This is a genomic window from Vibrio brasiliensis LMG 20546 (assembly GCF_000189255.1).
In the GTDB taxonomy this organism is placed as follows: Bacteria; Pseudomonadota; Gammaproteobacteria; order Enterobacterales; family Vibrionaceae; genus Vibrio; species Vibrio brasiliensis.
Window position 1 is genome coordinate 1 of sequence record NZ_AEVS01000064.1, and the last position, 18,544, is coordinate 18,544.

Below are 18,544 nucleotides of genomic sequence, written 5' to 3' on the forward strand. Positions count from 1 at the left end.
CTGTAATTCACCACGACTAAACGTTACTTTCAGAAGCCTGAAGTGCTTTCTCTTCGTAGTCAGATGCCCAGTCACGCAGAGTTTGCCAAATACGACCTAAGGTCTCATGCCAGTATCGTTCAGTTTGCTCAAGGTAAACGGCTTTAGGCGTGTACTTAGCCCAGAACTGAGTCACATTGTCGTGAGCCAGATAGTTGGTTGGTGCGGCATAGGGTTTCAGACCTGCAGAGTGGAACTCATTCAGTGCGCGTTTCATATGGCTGGCTGATGTTACGACGACCAGTTTTTTAGTGCTGACGAACGCCGCTGCTTGCCTTGCTTCTTCCCAGGTATCTTTTGCCGTTTCAAGCAAGATGATATCGGACTTAGCCACGCCAAGCGCTAACGCTACTTTGGCCATCATACGAGCATTGCTTACTTCTGAGCCTGCAGCGTAGCCCGACAGAATCAACTTAGCTCCGGGATAAATGCGCAGGATACGAATACCTTCACTTAAACGCATCAGTCCGGTACGACTTAATTCAGACGTAGGTGGAATTTTGTCATCTACCACATGTCCACTGCCCAACACCATCACATAGTCGATTGGCTCATCAACTGGGAAAAATGCCGAGTATTGGCGCTCAAGTGGCATCAATAGACGAGATGATACTGGCTGGAATGCGATAAGGAAAATGCCAATAAAAGAGAATAGAACAACAAAGCATCCTGTCTTCTGCTTACGGGTAAACATGATCAGCATCAGACCGAAAAGGCCAATGATGAGCATTGCCGGCAACGGCATTAGCAGAGAAGACACAACTTTTTTCAGCTCAAACATACTAAATAGTCCGAAAAAACATCAATTGATTATATTTTAAGAGAAAGCCTCTTTATTCCTGCTTTTCTTGTGACAGAATAGCAGCACGATTAGACATAATAACTCAAGCTGCTGTGACTGAAGACCGCAATTTCGACGATATTGCCCACAAATTTGCAAAAAATATTTACGGCTCTGACAAAGGCGAGATTCGTCAAGTCATTGTTTGGGAAGATCTTCAACAGATACTTCATGCCGTAGATGGGGCGAAACAACCACTGAATGTGCTGGATGCCGGGGGAGGCTTAGCACAAATGTCGCAAAAGCTTGCTGAACTCGGACATCACGTAGCGTTATGTGATCTATCTTCTGAAATGCTGCAATTAGCACAGCAGGATATTGCAAATAATGGCCTGCTTGAGCAGTATCGCTTCATTCATTCGCCAGTCCAATCGATTGATCAACACCTCGAGTCCCCAGTGGATGTCGTACTGTTTCATGCTGTGATGGAGTGGTTAGCAGACCCTAAGCCCGCATTAGAAAAAGTGCTTGAGCAGGTGAAACCCGGTGGGATGGCTTCCATCATGTTTTATAACCATCATGGCTTGGTCTACAAGAATGTCGTATGTGGCAATATTCCGCATGTTTTAGACGGAATGCCACATCGCAAGCGTTTTAAATTACAGCCGCAAAAAGGCTTAAAACCTGAAGAGGTATACCAGTGGATAGAAGACGCTGGTTTTTCAATTTGCGGTAAGTCTGGTATCCGCTGCTTTAGTGACTACATAGGTAATATGGAGTACATGGGCGATTACCAGTATGAAGATGTGTTGGCACTAGAAAGACAATTGTGCAGACAAGAGCCATACCTCTCGTTAGGTCGATACATACATGTATGGGCACAAAAGAAAGAATAAACAGGACTAACAATGAGTGAGATGACTCTAAATGCTGCTGAGCAGCCGATCGACGAACTGGTCGGCTGGGTAAAACAGCACGATTTCTCATTGAACCTGACCACCGAGCGTTTGGCATTTTTGATCGCTATCGCTGTGCTCAGTAACGAAAGGTTCGATGAAGAGTTAGGTGAAGGTGAGCTGCATGATGCGTTCACCATTGTGACTCGATTATTCGAAGAGACAGGGGATGCATCTGCGTTCCGTGCAAATAATGCCATCAACGAGATGGTCAAACAGAGATTAATCAGTCGCTTTACCAGTGAAATCACGGAAGGCGCCAGTATCTATCGCTTGTCACCTCTTGCGATAGGTATTACCGATTATTACGTTCGCCACAGAGAGTTCTCAAAACTTAAGCTATCTATTCAGCTATCTATGGTCGCTGACGAAATGGCGAAGGCGATTGACTCTGCTCGTCAGGGTGGTACCCCAGCACACTGGCGTAAGAACGTTTATGGTGTTTTGAAATACTCAGTTGGTGAGATTTTCGATCAGATTGACCTTAACCAGCGAGTGATGGATGAGCAGCAACAATCAGTAAAAATACAGATTGCCGAACTGCTGAATAAAGATTGGCGAGATGCGATTAACAACTGTGAATCGCTGCTATCTGAAACGTCCAATACCCTAAAAGAACTGCAAGACACGCTTCAGGCTGCGGGCGATGAGCTGCAGACTCAGATTCTTGATATTCAAGAGCTGGTCTATGGTGATGATGAGCTCGAATTTATTGCTGAAACCTTGTTTGCGCTGCAGATGAAGCTTGACCGCATCACGAGTTGGGGTCAACAAGCGATAGACCTATGGATTGGCTATGACCGTCACGTTCATAAGTTCATCCGTACCGCGATTGATATGGATAAGAACCGGGCGTTCAGTTCGCGTTTACGTCAATCGGTAAAAGATTACTTCGATATGCCTTGGTATCTGACTTATGCAGATGCTGAGCGTCTAACAGACCTTCGTGATGAAGCTCTGGTACTTCGCGATGATGAAGTAACCGGCCAAGTACCACTAGAAGTGGAATACGAAGAGTTTCAACAGGTCAATGATGAATTGGCGGAACGTATTGGCAGTATGCTCAGAGTTCATAAAGAACAGGGCTCCGCTATTGATCTGGGTGTCGTACTACGCGACTACCTTGCTCAGCATCCGCAGACTCATCATTTTGATTTAGCACGAATTGTTATTGACCAAGCAGTACGTCTTGGCTACTCCGAGTCAGATTATCAGGCGATTCAGCCAGACTGGCAGGCGATCAACGATTTTGGTGCAAAGGTACAAGCAAATGTCATCGACCGATATTAATGAATACATGTCAGATAATCTGGCAAAAGCAATTTCGAACCCTCTGTTTCCAGCGCTTGACAGCATGCTGCGGGCAGGACGTCATATTTCTAGCGAAGATCTTGATAACCATGCACTGTTATCAGATTTCGAAGTTGAACTGAGCTCTTTTTACCAGCGCTACAACACTGAATTAGTGAAAGCGCCTGAAGGTTTTTTCTACCTTCGTCCGCGCTCAACTTCTCTGATTGGCCGCAGTGTTCTTTCCGAATTAGACATGCTGGTAGGCAAGGTATTGTGTTTCCTTTACCTGAGTCCTGAGCGTCTGGCTCACGAAGGTATCTTTACCAATCAGGAGCTGTACGAAGAGCTGCTTGCGCTTGCCGATGAGGCCAAGCTAATGAAGCTGGTGACCAACCGAGCGACAGGTTCAGATTTAGACAAAGAAAAGCTGTTTGAAAAAGTTCGTACATCTCTACGTCGACTACGCCGTTTAGGCATGATCATCAATATCGGTGAAACCGGTAAGTTTAGCATCAGTGAATCTGTATTCCGCTTTGGCGCCGATGTCCGTATTGGCGATGACATGCGTGAAGCTCAGTTACGCCTGATTCGCGATGGTGAAGCGGTAGTCCACACTAAAGAGCCGAGTCAGGGTAGCCTGCTTGAGCAAAATAACGACGACAATGACGATCAAGCCGAAGAGCAGATGTTAGAAGAGGGTGAAGCATGATTGAACGTGGTAAATATCAATCGCTGACCATGGTCAACTGGAACGGTTTCTTTGCCCGTACGTTTGACATTGATGGTTTAGTTACAACGCTTTCTGGCGGTAACGGTGCAGGTAAATCGACCACTATGGCGGCGTTTATTACGGCATTGATTCCAGACCAAACCTTACTTCACTTCCGTAACACCACTGAAGCAGGCAGTAGCCAGTCATCACGTGATAAAGGTCTGTACGGTAAGCTGCAAGCGGGTGCCTGTTACGCTGCTCTTGATGTGGTTAACTCGCGCAATCAACGTTTATTGTTTGCGGTTAAGCTGCAGCAAGTGGCTGGTCGTGACAAAAAAGTCGACATTAAGCCATTCGTGGTACAGGGCCTGCCAAGTCACGTTAAACCTACTGATATCCTAATCGAAAGTGTTTCAGCGACTCAGGCTCGTGTCCGTCAAATCAACGAAGTAAAAGAAGCGGTCGCTCAGTACGAAGGCGTACAGTTTAAAGCCTTCTCTTCAATTGTTGATTACCACTCACAGATGTTTGAGTTTGGTGTTATTCCGAAGAAATTGCGTAATTCAGGTGACCGCTCTAAGTTCTACCGTCTGATCGAAGCTTCTCTGTATGGTGGTATCTCAAGTGCGATCACGCGCTCTCTGCGTGACTACTTATTGCCGCAGAATGGCGGTGTTAAGAAAGCCTTCCAGGACATGGAATCTGCACTGCGTGAGAACCGTATGACGCTTGAAGCGATCAAAACGACGCAAGCTGACCGTGACCTGTTTAAGCACCTAATTACTGAATCAACCAACTACGTGGCGGCAGACTACATGCGCCACGCTAATGATCGTCGTAACAAGCTAGAGCAAACCTTATCTCTGCGTTCAGAACTGTTTGGCTCACGCGCGACTCTGATTGAGCAGAATAATCTGCTTAACCGAGTGCAAGAAGAGCTGGAGCTATTGGTTGATTCCGAATCGGCTCTGGAACAAGACTATCAAGCGGCTTCCGATCACCTACAGCTGGTGCAAAATGCACTGCGTCAGCAAGAGAAGATCGAACGCTATCAGGAAGATCTTGAAGAGCTCAACGAGCGCCTTGAAGAGCAGTTGATGGTCGTTGAAGAAGCACAAGAACGTGTGGTGATGGCGGAAGAGCAAGCGACTGTTTCTGAAGAAGAAGTGGACAGCCTGAAGAGCCAGTTGGCGGATTACCAACAAGCGTTGGACGTTCAGCAAACACGCGCCTTGCAATACCAACAAGCAGTGCAGGCTCTGGATAAAGCTAAGCAGCTACTGGGTAACGAAGGCCTGACCGCTGAGTCGGCGCAGGCGTTGGTGTCTGAGCTAAAAGCGCAAGAAGCGCAAAGCACCACAGAACTACTGGCGACTAAACATAAGTTAGACATCTCTTCTGCGGCTGCAGAACAGTTTGAGTCAGCGCTAAAACTGGTTACCAGCATTGTTGGGCCGGTAGAGCGTAAAGAGGCGTCAAGCTCGGCAAAAGCTGCTATTGAGCAGGGCCGTGAAGCTCAGCAGATCACGCAAAATGAACAACAATGGCGCGCTCAACATCGTGATGTTGAACGTCGTCTGCATAAACAGCGCCAAACTCAGGAGCTGGTTAGCGAGTATCAAAAACAGCACAACGTTGAACTGACTGATGAAATGACGTTCGAGCAGGAGCGTGAGCGTCATGCACTGCAAATCGAATCGCTGGAAATGTCTCAGGAAGAACTTCGCGAGCAGCGTAGTGAACAGCGTCGTCTGGAACAAGATGCTGCAGCTGAAATCAACAAGCTTGAAGCGATCGCTCCGACCTGGATTGCAGCCAACGACGCTCTTGAATCTCTTAAAGAGCAGAGCTGTGCAGAACTCTACGACAGCCAGGCTGTAATGAGTCAGATGCAAACTGTGCTGGAGCAAGAGAAGCAGCAATCTATCGCTAAAGACAAACTGGCTGAGCGACGTGCTCAGTTAGAGGACGAAATTGAACGCCTTGCATCACCTGGCGGTTCAAACGACCCTCGTCTTAAAGGTCTGGCAGATACGCTCGGCGGTGTTCTGTTATCTGAAATCTATGACGATATCACCATTGACGATGCGCCATACTTCAGTGCGATGTACGGCCCGGCTCGTCACGCAATTGTGGTTTCTGACCTATCTGGTATCGAAGAGAAGCTAGTCGAACTGGATGATTGTCCAGAAGACCTTTACATCATCGAAGGTGACATCGACGCGTTTGATGACAGCTCGTTTGATGCGGAAGAGCTTGAAGGGGCAGTGTGCGTTCGCATGAATAACCGTCAGATGCGTTACTCGCGTTTGCCGGAAATCCCTTTGTTTGGTCGTGCTGCCCGTGAACAACGCCTTGAGTTATTACGCAATGAGCGTGAAGAGGTGGTTGAACAACATGCGAAAGCAGCGTTCGACTCTCAGAAAATGCAGCGTCTGTATCAAGCGTTCAACAACTTTGTTGCTAAGCACATTCAGGTTGCATTCGAAGCTGATCCAGAACAAGCACTGGTTGTGGTACGTGACAAACGCAGTCAGCTTGCTCGTGTTCTTGCTGATCTTGATAGCAAAGAACAGCAGCAACGCAGTCAACTGCTTGCCAGTAAGCAAGCGCTAACGGCGCTAGACAAGATTGCGCCAAACATGGCGTTAATTGAAGACCAGGCCCTGCCTGCACAATTTGAAGAGCTGGAGCTAAACCTTGCCAAGCTAACTGAAGCTAAAGCTTATGTAACTCGTCATGGTAAAGCGCTAGCGGAACTTGAGAAAATTGTATCGGCTCTTGAGGCTGACCCAGAGCAATTTGATGCACTGGAAGCGGACTACCAGGCTGCAGACCAAAAGCTTCAGCAACTAAAAACGCAGATTTTTGCCCTGGCAGATCTGGTTGAACGTCGCCACTACTTTGCTTACTCAGATTCCGTTGACCTGCTTAACCAAAGCAGTGAACTGAGCGAGCAGCTAAAAGCTAAGCTGGTCGAAGCAGAGCGCATGCGAACTCGTTCTCGTGATGAGCTTAAGCAAGCTCAGGGTCAGATGAACCAGTACAATCAGGTTCTGGCATCACTGAAGAGTTCACATCAGGCTAAGCTGGAAACCGTACAAGAGTTCAAGCAAGAGCTGCAAGAGTACGGTGTAACTGCTGACGAAGGTGCTGCAGAGCGCGCTATGCGCCGTCGTGATGAACTGCAAGAGCGTTTGCACACGTCGCGTTCACGTAAGAGTGAATACGAGCGCACTATCACTTCGACTGAGCTAGAGATGAAGTCGCTGGCTAAGCGTCTGAAGAAAGTTCAGAAAGAGTATGTGGAGCTACGTACCTTTGTTGTCGCAGCCAAAGCGGGTTGGTGCTCGGTTCTTCGTTTAGCTCGTGAGAACGACGTTGAGCGTCGTCTACATAAGCGTGAACTTGCTTACATGTCTGCCGACGAATTACGTTCGATGTCAGATAAATCGTTGGGTGCGTTACGTCTTGCCGTTGCTGATAACGAAGATCTGCGTGATGCTCTGCGTCTCTCGGAAGATAACGCGCGTCCAGAACGTAAAGTTCTGTTCTACATCGCAGTCTACCAGCATCTTCGTGAGCGTATCCGTCAGGATATCATTCGCACTGATGATCCAGTGGAAGCGATCGAAGAGATGGAAGTAGAGCTGGCTCGTCTGACTGAGGAGTTAACTCAGCGTGAAAACCGTCTGGCGATCAGCTCTGAGTCGGTAGCAAGCATCATTAAGAAGACGATTCAGCGTGAGCAAAACCGTATTCGTATGCTTAACCAGGGTCTGTCGAATATTTCATTCGGTCAGGTTAAAGGTGTGCGTCTGAACGTTAAGATCCGTGAGAGTCACGAAGTATTGCTTAACGGTCTGTCGACAGGTCAGGAGCAACACAAAGATCTGTTTGAGTCTTCGCGTTACACCTTCTCTGAAGCGATGGCGAAACTGTTCCAACGCGTAAACCCTCATATCGATATGGGTCAGCGTTCTCCGCAGGTACTGGGTGAAGAGTTACTCGATTACCGTAACTACCTGGAGCTGAGCGTGGAAGTGAACCGTGGCTCTGATGGCTGGTTGCAGGCTGAGTCAGGTGCGCTATCGACGGGTGAGGCAATCGGTACAGGTCAATCGATCCTATTGATGGTTGTTCAGAGCTGGGAAGAAGAGTCGCGTCGTCTACGTAGTAAAGACATCGTTCCTTGTCGCCTGCTGTTCCTCGATGAGGCAGCGCGTCTTGATGCTAAGTCGATTTCGACTCTGTTCGAGCTGTGTGACCGTCTAGACATGCAGTTACTCATCGCTGCACCAGAGAACATCAGTCCAGAGAAGGGGACAACCTACAAGCTGGTACGTAAGGTGTTTAAAGACCACGAGCACGTTCATGTGGTTGGTCTGCGTGGCTTTGGTCAAACCAAGAAAGCCAATAGCGAAGTCCAACAATTGGTTGAAGAGCTATAAACAACAAAAGGCCCGCAGAAGCGGGCCTTTTTAGTTCTATTGGAAACAGGTTTAGCTAGTAATCTCTTTGGAGAAAATACCAAACTGACGTGCAGCGTAGGCGACACGCTCTGCTGGTTTAGGGTATTCCGCTGGAGAGCCAAGGTTCTCAATATGATGAAGGCGAGGCAGTAACCCTGCACCGTTAGCAATCTGAATCGCCAGACCCGGGCGAGCGTTGAGCTCCAGTACCATAGGACCTTCTTCTTTATCCAGAACCATATCGGTTCCCATATAACCCAGTCCGGTCATTTCCCAAGCGCTAGACGCGAGAATCAATAGGCGTTCCCAGTGAGGGACCTGCAGCGTGGCTAACTCTTTACCAGTATCCGGATGGTGGGTAACAGGTTGGTCAAACTGAACCGCTCTTACTGCGCGTCCGGTGGCGATATCAATTCCGACACCTACAGCTCCCTGGTGCAAGTTAGCCTTACCGTCAGAGGCGGCAGTAGAGCAGCGCATCATAGCCATCACCGGATAGCCTTTGAAAACGATAATACGTACATCTGGTACGCCTTCGTAACTGAAACCATCAAAGCAGTCATCAAACTTGATTAGGTTCTCTACTACCGCAACGTCGTTTTTGCCACCGAGAGAAAACAGGCCGGCCAGCGCATTACTGATATGGCGCTCGACATCTTCCTGGTTAATGGTTGAGCCAGAAGGCTTGGTATAAACGCCATCTTTATGCGACGTGATGACCAGAATGCCCTTGCCGCCACTCCCTTGAGCTGGCTTGATTACAAAACCAGGCCAGTTCTTAACCATGTTGTGGATGGTTTTTACTTCTGCTTGATTACGGATCACACCGATAAGTTTTGGTACAGTGGCACCTGCAGCTTCGGCAATGATCTTAGTCTTAAGCTTATCGTCAACCAGAGGGTATTTAGAGCGATCGTTGTAGCGACCAATGTAACTATGGTTACGTTGGTTCATGCCCATAATGCCCTTATGGCGTAGCTTAAACGGAGAGGTAAATTGTGAAAACATCACTTAGTCCTCCGCTAGCGGTTTAAAGCGACGAAGCTCAGTCAGACGATAACCAGTATAAGTACCTAACAGTAGGATGGCCGCTAATACAATTAGCTGCAGGCCAATGAAGTTAAAGGTTAAGTGCTGAATAAACGAGTTGGTCATCGCAAGATAAACCAGTACCGCTGTCAGCAGCGAACCACCACCTTGCAACACAACCTCTTTTGCACCTTCCTCTTCCCAGAGAATCGACATACGTTCGATGGTCCACGATAGGATGATCATCGGGAAGAAGGTGATAGATAAACCTTCGGTGAGGCCAATCTTAAACGCCACCACAGTGAAGACAGAGATGATCATAATTACCGTGATGATCACCGCGGATATCCGCGCGACTAAAAGTAAGTTGAGTTTCGACAGGTAACTTCGAATCACCAGACCCGTACCAACAATCAGCAAGAAGCCAACGATACCCGTTACTAACTGAGTTTGCACAAAGGCAACCGCAATCAGAACTGGCATAAATGTACCTGAAGTTTTCAGACCGATAATCACACGCAGGAATACAACAATAAGTGCACCAATCGGGATTAACATGATGGTCTTAAACATCGCTTGCTCTTCTAGCGGCAAACTATGAATAGAGAAGTTGAGTAGCCCGTCTGCCAGAACTTTATCTTTGGTCGCCTGAGTTGGAGAAATATCCTGAGCAATCATCGAGAAGTGAACCTGACTGTTCTGACCGCCGACTAAATCAAGCAGCGATACGTTCGATTCATCCCAAACCAGAATATTGTCAGAAATTGCAGGGTTAGCATTGTTAGGGTTAAACAGAACCCAGTTGTTGCCATCCCAGACCTGGTTCATATGTTGAATAGTTTGTCTGCGTCGACCGTCTTCAAGCTCGATAACGCCGACAACTTTACTTGGAATTTTCGCGTATGCGAGGATCTTATCAACCGCCTCTACCTTGCTCATACGGTTAAGAAGCAGGGAAGCGTTTTGACTTTCATTGTCGTTGATAGATTTGATCAGTTCACGGGTGAAAGTGATGTCGTCGGCTGAACGTTGGTTAGCGCGTTCGATTAATGCAAGTACCGCCGCTTCTGCCGGACCATCAAAGGTCGGTTGAGTGATTTCATCACTTGGTGGTACAGGGGCAACTTTTGCTTGAGGGTCAACAAGGAACTGAGCCTTGTAATAGATGGTTTGTGGGCCGTTTGCCTGACGAACTGACCACTCGGCACGACGTCCAGATTCCGTCTCAACGTATGACAGGCCGTAACCAGGTGAAGATGAAGATTCATCAATCAGAGTGAAACCCGTTTGGGTATGTGGCGCAGCTAAAGAAGCTTTAACTGGCTTTGCCTGACCAGTGAACTCGATACGCGCTTCAATATCCCACACCTGACGAGCTTCACCCGGAGTCCAGGGTACACCGTAGTTCTGGTGCCTGAAAATACTTAATGCAATACCCGCAACAATTAATAGGGCAACTGAAATATAAAAAGGAATCTTTGACGTCATAAGCTTACGCTACCTTATTATTTTTTTGGGGTTTCCGTATGGATGTATTTTTTACTTACATCGACAACTGCAATGTCACGGATAAATTCACGACCTAGAAGTACAGGATGACTCATTTGAGAGCGATCTGCTAAGGTAAATTGCGCTTTTTCATGGATTTTCCCAAGTTTAACCCAAAGTTCGATCACGGCACGTCTTTCAACTTCAGAGTTAGTCGATTGGCGAATTTTTACGAAGCGAAGAATGGGTGCTTCGATCCAGTTGGAGTCATCTAGTGCTTTCTCTCCATCAGATAGATGGAATCGAACCCAGTTTTTGCCGTTGCGTTCAAACTCTTCAATATCGACAGCGTTTAGAGAAGAAGTTGCAGCGCCAGTATCAACACGAGCATCAAAAGATTGCTTGATGGCATCGATTGTTACCTTCTCAACCTCACCGAGGACTACACCATGAGTGGGTGTAGGTTGTGCTGGAGGTGGCGTATTCATCACGACAGGGACCGCTGGCTTGCGGACTTCTTCCATCGCTTCAGTTTTGAACGTGATCAGTTCTTGCTCAAGGAGGTTAACTTGCTCCTCAAGGCTTTCAATGTAATCGGACTGATTACTTAACTGTAAAGCTAGGTTTTCGTATTGAGTGGTGAGATTTGTTTCTGAAGCCTGAATGGCTGCAAGTGTTTCTTGGTGATACTGCTCGCTGTTTGTCAGCGTACAGCCAGAGACGAGCATGATAGCCATTAAAGGGGTCAATCTTGTCAACATTGAGAAACCTGAACGTAAAATAGAATTATTAAGTAAATAAGAAGTTTAGCGTATATTTTTTATCGCAAACAAGCAGCATTTAAAATGTTGCTCTCAAAATATGAGGAAGGGATGATCATACGCAAAAAATAAGGACGCTAAGCATCCTTATTATTGTATGGACTATTGAGTGAGAGCGAAACGGTTTGACGTTCAACTTGGGTTAACTCTCTGTCAATATTTTATGGCTTTTTAGCCACCAGAATTGCACGTCTTGGTGCCGGGTGACCCTCAACGGTTTTCGACGGGTCGTTAGGATCAAGATAATCAGGTAGAGAGTTATGCGTCATCCATTCGGTGGTACGTTGCTCGCCAGTTGAGGTTACGTTCTCGTCAACGATACGCACATCAACGAAACCAACTTGTTCCAGCCACACTTTTAGCGCTTTGGCTGACGGGAAGAAGTAGACGTTACGCATTTGCGCATATCGATCCACTGGCACCAGTACGGAAGTTTCATCCCCTTCGATGACGAGCGTCTCTAGCACTAGTTCGCCACCAGAAACGAGCTGGTCTTTTAGCTGTATCAGGTGATCCAGCGGAGAACGACGGTGATATAACACCCCCATGCTGAATACTGTATCGAATGCTTCCAGCTTCGGCAGTTGCTCAATACCAAGAGGTAACAAGTGAGCACGTTGATCGTCGCCCATCAGTTTACGAATTGCTTCAAACTGAATCAGGAACAGGTGTGAAGGGTCGATACCCACAGTCAGGCGAGCCCCTTCACCCAGCATGCGCCACATGTGGTAACCGTTGCCACAGCCAACATCAAGAACACTGCGGTTTTTAAGTGGTGAAATATGTGGAAGCACACGGTCCCACTTCCAGTCACTGCGCCACTCAGTATCAATATGAATACCGTGAACCTGATATGGGCCTTTGCGCCATGGGTGGAAGGTACGCAACAGGTTTTCAAGCTTGTTGAGTTCACCCTGATGGAAAGGTGTATCGTTCGCTAACGTCACTGAGTTTTTAAGATCGACCTGATCAGGTGCGCCTTGTGGGATCTTGTTTAATGCTTTTACCCAGCGACCAAAGTCACCATGTTCTGCATTTTGCCAGTCGGTTAGCTGTTGAGGTAGAACGTTTAGCCAAGGTTGAAGGCGTGTGTCTTGAGCTATCAACTGGTAGAAATTAGCAAAATTAAACATAGTTATATCACTGATAATTAATTAAAAATTTGACACGAGATGAGCGCCAATAAATACTTTTCTCGCTTCTCGCTTCTCGCTTCTCGCTTCTCGCTTCTCGCTTCTCGCTTCTCGCTTCTCGCTTCTCGCTTCTCGCTTCTCGCTATTTTATCGCGAACATCGAACCAAAGTTAAAGCACTGGAACCAGACGTCGTAGCTGGTAAAGCCAATCGCCTCGAAACGTTGTTTATGCTCCTGTTTAGAGTCAGGACGCATCACGTTTTCAATAGCACTGCGCTTCTGGCTGATTTCCAGTTCGCTGTAGCCATTGGCACGTTTAAAGTCGTGGTGCAGATCGATCAGTAGTTCGTTAGAAACTTTATCTTCAAATACATACTTCTCAGACAGAATCAGGATGCCACCAGGGCGTAAGCCTGCGTAGATTTTTTCAAGTAGTGTGTATCTGTCTTGTGGAGATAAGAACTGCAGCGTGAAGTTAAGTACCACAACAGAAGCATTCTCAATCTCGATATCTCGGATGTCTGCTTCAATCACATCAACAGGTGTATCACTACGGTAAGCATTGACATGCAATTTGCAGCGTTCAACCATGGCTGAAGAGTTATCAACTGCGATGATTTTGCAGCCTTCCTGATTGATATGACGACGCATCGAAAGGGTTGCAGCACCAAGTGAACAACCGAGATCATAAATCGTAGAATGAGGTTTGACGAAGCGTTCCGCCAGCATACCAATCGCAGAGATGATATTGCTGTAGCCAGGAACAGAGCGTTGAATCATGTCAGGGAAGACTTCCGCTACACGCTCATCAAAGGTGAAATCCCCAATTTTATCGATTGGAGCCGAAAAAATAGTATCTGGATTGCTCTTAGGGTTCATACTCAGTTCTCACAGTATGTGGGTGTTGCGACCCACATTGGCTACAGCCATTAAAAAAGGCGCGTATTTTATGAGAAATTCGCGCCCATGTCATGTTTTGCCGTGATTCTCTTCAGAACATTTGTAACTGGGAAACTCCATCATCGGCAGGAAAAGGTGATAAGTCCGGTAAACTTGCCTGTTTTTGCAAACACTTATAAAGGTTTGCAGCCAGTTCAGGAGCAATCAGGTTATCTGAAGTGTGGATAAACAGATAAGGTTGTTTCCCTTGTTCAATCCATTGTGGCAACTTGCTAACCCAAGGTTTGAAAAACGCCGTATTTTTCTCTTCTTGCGGGTGACCGATAAAGCGCACCATCGGGTGATTAGCTGTGGCAATGGCGTGCACCGGTACCTTTGGCTTTTTCTGTTGAGCATCGAGCAGAGAGTCATAGTGAGGATGTTCTGCTTGCAACTTCTCCGAGAACACTGGCCGACTATCCATAATTATTCGATCATGTCCTTGTTCAATCAGCCACTGATTTAACGCGATTTCTGCCTCACCTTTGGCAAAAAATTCGGCATGTCGCACTTCTACACCGATAGGAAAGTCGGGTGGAAAGAGGGCGCAGAACTTCTTTAAAGTCTCGAGATTCTCAGGTCCAAAAGCAGCAGGTAACTGGATTGTCCATTGACCAATACGTTCATGCAGTGGCTGCATGATCTGCATAAACTCTTTCAACTGACTTTGACTACCACGTAGCATCTGGCGATGAGTGATCTCCTGAGGCAGTTTAAAGGTAAAACGGAACTGATCGTCAGTGGCAGATTTCCAGTTGTTGACCGTACTTGGCGTTGGGGTGGCATAGAAGGTGGTATTGCCTTCCACGGTATGAAATACACTCGCGTATTTTTCGAGCCTTTCCGCGGGTTTAGTACCTTTACCGTAAAAGCTCTGCTGCCAGTTATTGTGTGACCACATGGTAAGCCCAAGCCTGATAGGTAAACCGTCCATATTACTTACTCGATACCCATGATTTGATTCGTTGAAGAGAGTTTTGCCGAACTACCCATAATGGGGCTATAATCAGCGCCAATTTTCTTATATTGCTGCTGTTTTACGCCTTTATTGGTTTAAAAAGCATCAATAGATGATAAATCGCAATAAATTGTATGCTGGATAGTCGATCTCAACCAACTTTCAGCGTATAAATGGAACTTTGCTCTATCGGTAACGTTAACACCGATAGATAGTAATCAACAAATTTTAAGAGATTGGGAAATTCATTATGCGTACCCATTACTGTGGTCACCTGAACAAGTCCCTTGCAGGACAAACTGTAGAACTTTGCGGCTGGGTTAACCGTCGTCGTGATTTAGGCGGTCTTATTTTTATCGATATGCGAGATCGTGAAGGCGTAGTTCAGGTTGTTGTCGATCCAGATATGGCAGACGCGTATGAAGTAGCAAACACACTACGTAATGAGTTCTGTATCAAGCTAACTGGCGAAGTACGTGTTCGTCCAGACAGCCAGGTAAACAAAGACATGGCGACTGGTGAAGTAGAAATCATCGCTAAAGGTCTGGAAATCATTAACCGCAGTGATGTTCTTCCGCTTGACTTCAACCAGAAGAACTCAGAAGAGCAGCGTTTAAAATACCGTTACCTTGATCTACGTCGTCCAGAAATGAGCGACCGCATCAAGCTACGTGCAAAAGCGTCAAGCTTTGTTCGTCGTTTCCTTGATGACAACGGCTTCCTGGATATCGAAACTCCAGTACTGACTAAAGCGACACCAGAAGGCGCTCGTGACTACCTGGTACCAAGCCGTGTTCATAAAGGTAGCTTCTACGCGCTTCCTCAATCTCCACAGCTATTCAAACAGCTGCTAATGATGTCTGGCTTCGACCGTTACTACCAAATCGTTAAGTGTTTCCGTGATGAAGACTTGCGTGCTGACCGTCAGCCAGAGTTCACTCAGATCGATATCGAAACGTCATTCATGACGGCTGACGAAGTTCGCGCGACAACAGAAAAAATGGTTCGCGATATGTGGCAAGAGCTACTAAACGTTGACCTTGGTGAGTTCCCGGTAATGCCGTTTAGCGAAGCTATCCGTCGTTTCGGTTCTGATAAACCAGACCTACGTAACCCACTAGAACTTGTCGACGTTGCAGACCTAGTGAAAGACGTTGAGTTTAAAGTATTCTCTGGTCCAGCTAACGATGAGAAAGGCCGCGTTGCAGTAATTCGTGTACCTGGCGGTGCTTCACTAACTCGTAAGCAAATTGACGGTTACGGTGAGTTCGTTGGTATCTACGGCGCTAAAGGCCTGGCATGGATGAAGGTTAATGACCGTGCAGCAGGCATGGAAGGTATCCAATCTCCAGTTGCGAAATTCCTAAGCGAAGAGGTAATCAACGGTATTCTTGACCGCACTCAAGCAGAATCTGGCGACATCATCCTATTTGGCGCAGATAAAGCTAACGTTGTAGCAGAAGCTATGGGTGCACTACGTCTTAAACTAGGTAAAGACCTAGAGCTGACTGATGAGTCTACATGGGCACCTCTATGGGTTGTTGACTTCCCAATGTTCGAAGAAGATGACGAAGGAAACCTGCACGCGATGCACCACCCATTCACATCTCCTCTTGGTGTGACTGCGGAAGAGCTGAAAGCGAACCCAGCGGCAGCAAACTCTAATGCATACGATATGGTTCTGAACGGCTACGAAGTGGGCGGTGGTTCAGTACGTATCCACAATGCAGAAATGCAGGCAGCGGTATTCGATATTCTAGGTATCGACGCACAAGAACAGCAGCTTAAGTTTGGCTTCCTACTAGACGCACTTAAGTTCGGTACACCTCCACACGCTGGTCTGGCATTCGGTCTTGACCGTCTGGTTATGCTACTTTGTGGTACTGAAAACATCCGTGATGTTATCGCGTTCCCGAAAACGACTGCAGCTTCTTGTCTACTGACTGACGCTCCAAGTCTTGCAAACCCAGCAGCACTTGAAGAGTTAGCTATCGCTGTGACTGCAGCAAAAGAGAAAGACGCAGAATAACCTTCGAGTCATATCAAATTATTCAAAACCGCTTGGAAACAAGCGGTTTTTTTTCGTTCTGAGCATGAATAATACTTATTGATATGTTAAAAATACGTAAAAGTCTTGGGTGATAAATTTTTCTGATGAATAATGAAATGCTTCAATGTAATGCAACACAACAATTGCGACGTAAAGTCCTAATTGGGATGTGTATTGTATTAGGATTGACAGCCTTACTATTCGGTTTAGTCAACATTATCTATTATGGTGAGAGAGCTAAACTGTTAGGCATTCTAGAGTTAATCTATTTTGTCATCTCTTTTGCCATGCTTGGCTACGTATGGAAGCATTCACAACCCAGTTGGTTTCTCGTATTTCATTGTGTCGTTCTGACATTTTTAATTTGCTTCGGTACATACATTAGCAGGGTGGAAAGCTCACTTTATCTATGGGCTGTAGCGCTTCCCACCGTGTTTTACTTAGCGTTAGGGCTGCGTGTAGGATTCTTCTGGAGTATGTCTTGTCTGTTGCTCGAGTTAGTCGCTCTAAACTTCGCGCTGAGAGAAACAGTGCTAGTACCGTCTTTAATTTTGATCAACTTTATTATGGCCTACATCTTTGTTTGGACTATTTCTCATGTTTATGAGGATAGCCGCGTTAAAGGTGTCGATAGACTTAATTCGTTGGCTCACCAAGATGCGCTCACAGGGGCGCAAAATCGCCTATCGCTGATAACGGCATTTAATCAGAGTTCAAAGCAGTTTGAGGGCTTTTATCTGTTTACTTTAGATATTGATGACTTTAAAGCGATCAATGATAGCTATGGACATGCAGCTGGAGATGAGGTTCTTAGACAGGTGGTTCTACGCTTGGGGCGCGTGGTAGGCACCCAGCATATTTATCGCATGGGAGGCGAAGAGTTCGTTGTGGTTCTTACTCGTCAGCTTGTTAATGAGAATGGCTTACCAGAGTTAGTCGGAAAGCTGCAGGATTGCGTGATGGATACACCTATCACTTTTCAATCAACCCAAATCAGGGTGACGTTTAGTGCAGGTCTGGAGAAGTTTACTCGGCAAGAGGGGTTAGACAGGACATTGTCCAAGGCGGACAATGGCCTGTACCTGGCTAAGAAAGCAGGTAAAAAGTGTTCCTTCTATCAAGGTGAAGCACTTGTTTAATACACTCATGGTCTAGTTAGAGAGTGATTTCTTTCCATTCGCCTGGTTGTAAATCGCCTAACGTTACGTCTCCCATCGAATAACGAATCAAACGCAGAGTCGGGAATCCGATGTTTGCAGTCATGCGACGTACCTGACGGTTACGCCCTTCTACAATCGTAATCGCTATCCATGTCGTTGGGATATTAGCGCGAAATCGTACGGGAGGATTTCGCTCCCACACAGATGGTTCTGCCATCACTTCAACCTTGGCTGGTAGTGTCATGCCATCTTTAAGTTCAACCCCTTTGCGCAGCTTATCTAGGTCAGCTTCGTTTGGCGCACCATCCACTTGAACCCAGTAGGTTTTTGGCGACTTAGAGCTAGGCTGAGTCAAACGCGCTTGAAGAATGCCATCGTTAGTTAGCACCATTAAACCTTCGCTGTCTCTGTCCAGTCTGCCAGCTGCATAGATATCTTTGATTGGAATATAGTCAGCAAGCGTTTTTCGGCCTTCGCCATCGGTAAACTGGCTCAAGGTGTCAAAAGGCTTATTAAACACGACTACCTTACGATCCTGCGCTGAAATTCTCGGCTTATTTGTTTGCGGTTTTCTGCGCTGGTGGGAAGAGCGCTTGTTGGTTTCGCCACTGGAGTTTTTACGTTTAAAACCAGAATGTTGCTTACGCGATGTCGAAGAGCTTGAGTCACGGCGAGAGCGTGATGACATGTTAACTACCTTGCAAAAATGTAA

The 18,544-nt window shown here is 46.7% G+C and carries 14 protein-coding genes; 6 read left to right on the forward strand and 8 right to left on the reverse strand.

Translation table 11 applies throughout. The features are described 5' to 3' along the window. Positions 1-16: 16 nt before the first annotated feature. Positions 17-820, reverse strand: coding sequence for an envelope biogenesis factor ElyC (gene elyC, locus RH46_RS10800; RefSeq protein WP_006879476.1), 804 nt, complete (start codon positions 818-820; stop codon positions 17-19). Positions 821-933: 113 nt separating this feature from the next. On the opposite strand from elyC, the gene cmoM reads away from it, so the two are divergent. Genes cmoM through mukB form a run of 4 tightly spaced genes read left to right on the forward strand, consistent with a single transcriptional unit; the run spans position 934 to position 8,232 of the window. Then, entirely contained in the window at positions 934-1,716 is a 783-nt protein-coding gene (gene cmoM / locus RH46_RS10805) for a tRNA uridine 5-oxyacetic acid(34) methyltransferase CmoM (RefSeq protein ID WP_006879477.1), read from the forward strand. Between the two features lie 12 nt (positions 1,717-1,728). Continuing rightward, positions 1,729-3,066, forward strand: a complete 1,338-nt coding sequence (gene mukF / locus RH46_RS10810; RefSeq protein WP_006879478.1) for a chromosome partition protein MukF — start codon at positions 1,729-1,731, stop codon at positions 3,064-3,066. After that, positions 3,047-3,778, forward strand: coding sequence for a chromosome partition protein MukE (gene mukE / locus RH46_RS10815; RefSeq protein ID WP_006879479.1), 732 nt, complete (start codon positions 3,047-3,049; stop codon positions 3,776-3,778). The genes mukF and mukE overlap by 20 nt, the downstream gene beginning before the upstream one ends. Then, entirely contained in the window at positions 3,775-8,232 is a 4,458-nt protein-coding gene (mukB, locus tag RH46_RS10820; protein WP_006879480.1) for a chromosome partition protein MukB, read from the forward strand. Before mukE ends, mukB begins: the two co-directional genes overlap by 4 nt. 51 nt (positions 8,233-8,283) lie before the next feature. Here the strand turns inward: mukB and RH46_RS10825 are convergent, their stop codons facing one another. From RH46_RS10825 to RH46_RS10850, 6 genes are all read right to left on the reverse strand, one after another. Beyond that, positions 8,284-9,261, reverse strand: a complete 978-nt coding sequence (locus tag RH46_RS10825) for an alpha-L-glutamate ligase-like protein (protein ID WP_006879481.1) — start codon at positions 9,259-9,261, stop codon at positions 8,284-8,286. A gap of 3 nt (positions 9,262-9,264) precedes the next feature. Next, positions 9,265-10,770, reverse strand: coding sequence for an inactive transglutaminase family protein (locus tag RH46_RS10830; protein WP_006879482.1), 1,506 nt, complete (start codon positions 10,768-10,770; stop codon positions 9,265-9,267). Positions 10,771-10,787: 17 nt separating this feature from the next. Next, positions 10,788-11,531 carry an ATP-dependent zinc protease family protein gene (locus RH46_RS10835; RefSeq protein ID WP_040895639.1) on the reverse strand — a complete coding sequence of 248 codons (744 nt, stop codon included), beginning with the start codon at positions 11,529-11,531 and terminating at the stop codon, positions 10,788-10,790. 221 nt (positions 11,532-11,752) lie between these two features. Continuing rightward, entirely contained in the window at positions 11,753-12,724 is a 972-nt protein-coding gene (gene cmoB, locus RH46_RS10840) for a tRNA 5-methoxyuridine(34)/uridine 5-oxyacetic acid(34) synthase CmoB (protein ID WP_006879484.1), read from the reverse strand. A gap of 142 nt (positions 12,725-12,866) precedes the next feature. Continuing rightward, the gene (gene cmoA, locus RH46_RS10845; RefSeq protein WP_006879485.1) at positions 12,867-13,604 is read right to left on the reverse strand and encodes a carboxy-S-adenosyl-L-methionine synthase CmoA; all 738 of its coding nucleotides are present in this window, start codon (positions 13,602-13,604) and stop codon (positions 12,867-12,869) included. A gap of 112 nt (positions 13,605-13,716) precedes the next feature. Then, on the reverse strand, positions 13,717-14,598 hold the full coding sequence (locus RH46_RS10850; protein WP_006879486.1) for a DUF72 domain-containing protein: 882 nt from the start codon (positions 14,596-14,598) through the stop codon (positions 13,717-13,719). Positions 14,599-14,872: 274 nt separating this feature from the next. On the opposite strand from RH46_RS10850, the gene aspS reads away from it, so the two are divergent. Both aspS and RH46_RS22590 read left to right on the forward strand, forming a co-directional pair. Next, positions 14,873-16,651 carry an aspartate--tRNA ligase gene (gene aspS, locus RH46_RS10855; RefSeq protein ID WP_006879487.1) on the forward strand — a complete coding sequence of 593 codons (1,779 nt, stop codon included), beginning with the start codon at positions 14,873-14,875 and terminating at the stop codon, positions 16,649-16,651. A gap of 137 nt (positions 16,652-16,788) precedes the next feature. Next, on the forward strand, positions 16,789-17,811 hold the full coding sequence (locus tag RH46_RS22590; RefSeq protein ID WP_338131568.1) for a GGDEF domain-containing protein: 1,023 nt from the start codon (positions 16,789-16,791) through the stop codon (positions 17,809-17,811). Between the two features lie 16 nt (positions 17,812-17,827). Here the strand turns inward: RH46_RS22590 and RH46_RS10865 are convergent, their stop codons facing one another. Further along, positions 17,828-18,520, reverse strand: coding sequence for a pseudouridine synthase (locus RH46_RS10865; protein WP_006879489.1), 693 nt, complete (start codon positions 18,518-18,520; stop codon positions 17,828-17,830). Between the last annotated feature and the right edge of the window lie 24 nt (positions 18,521-18,544).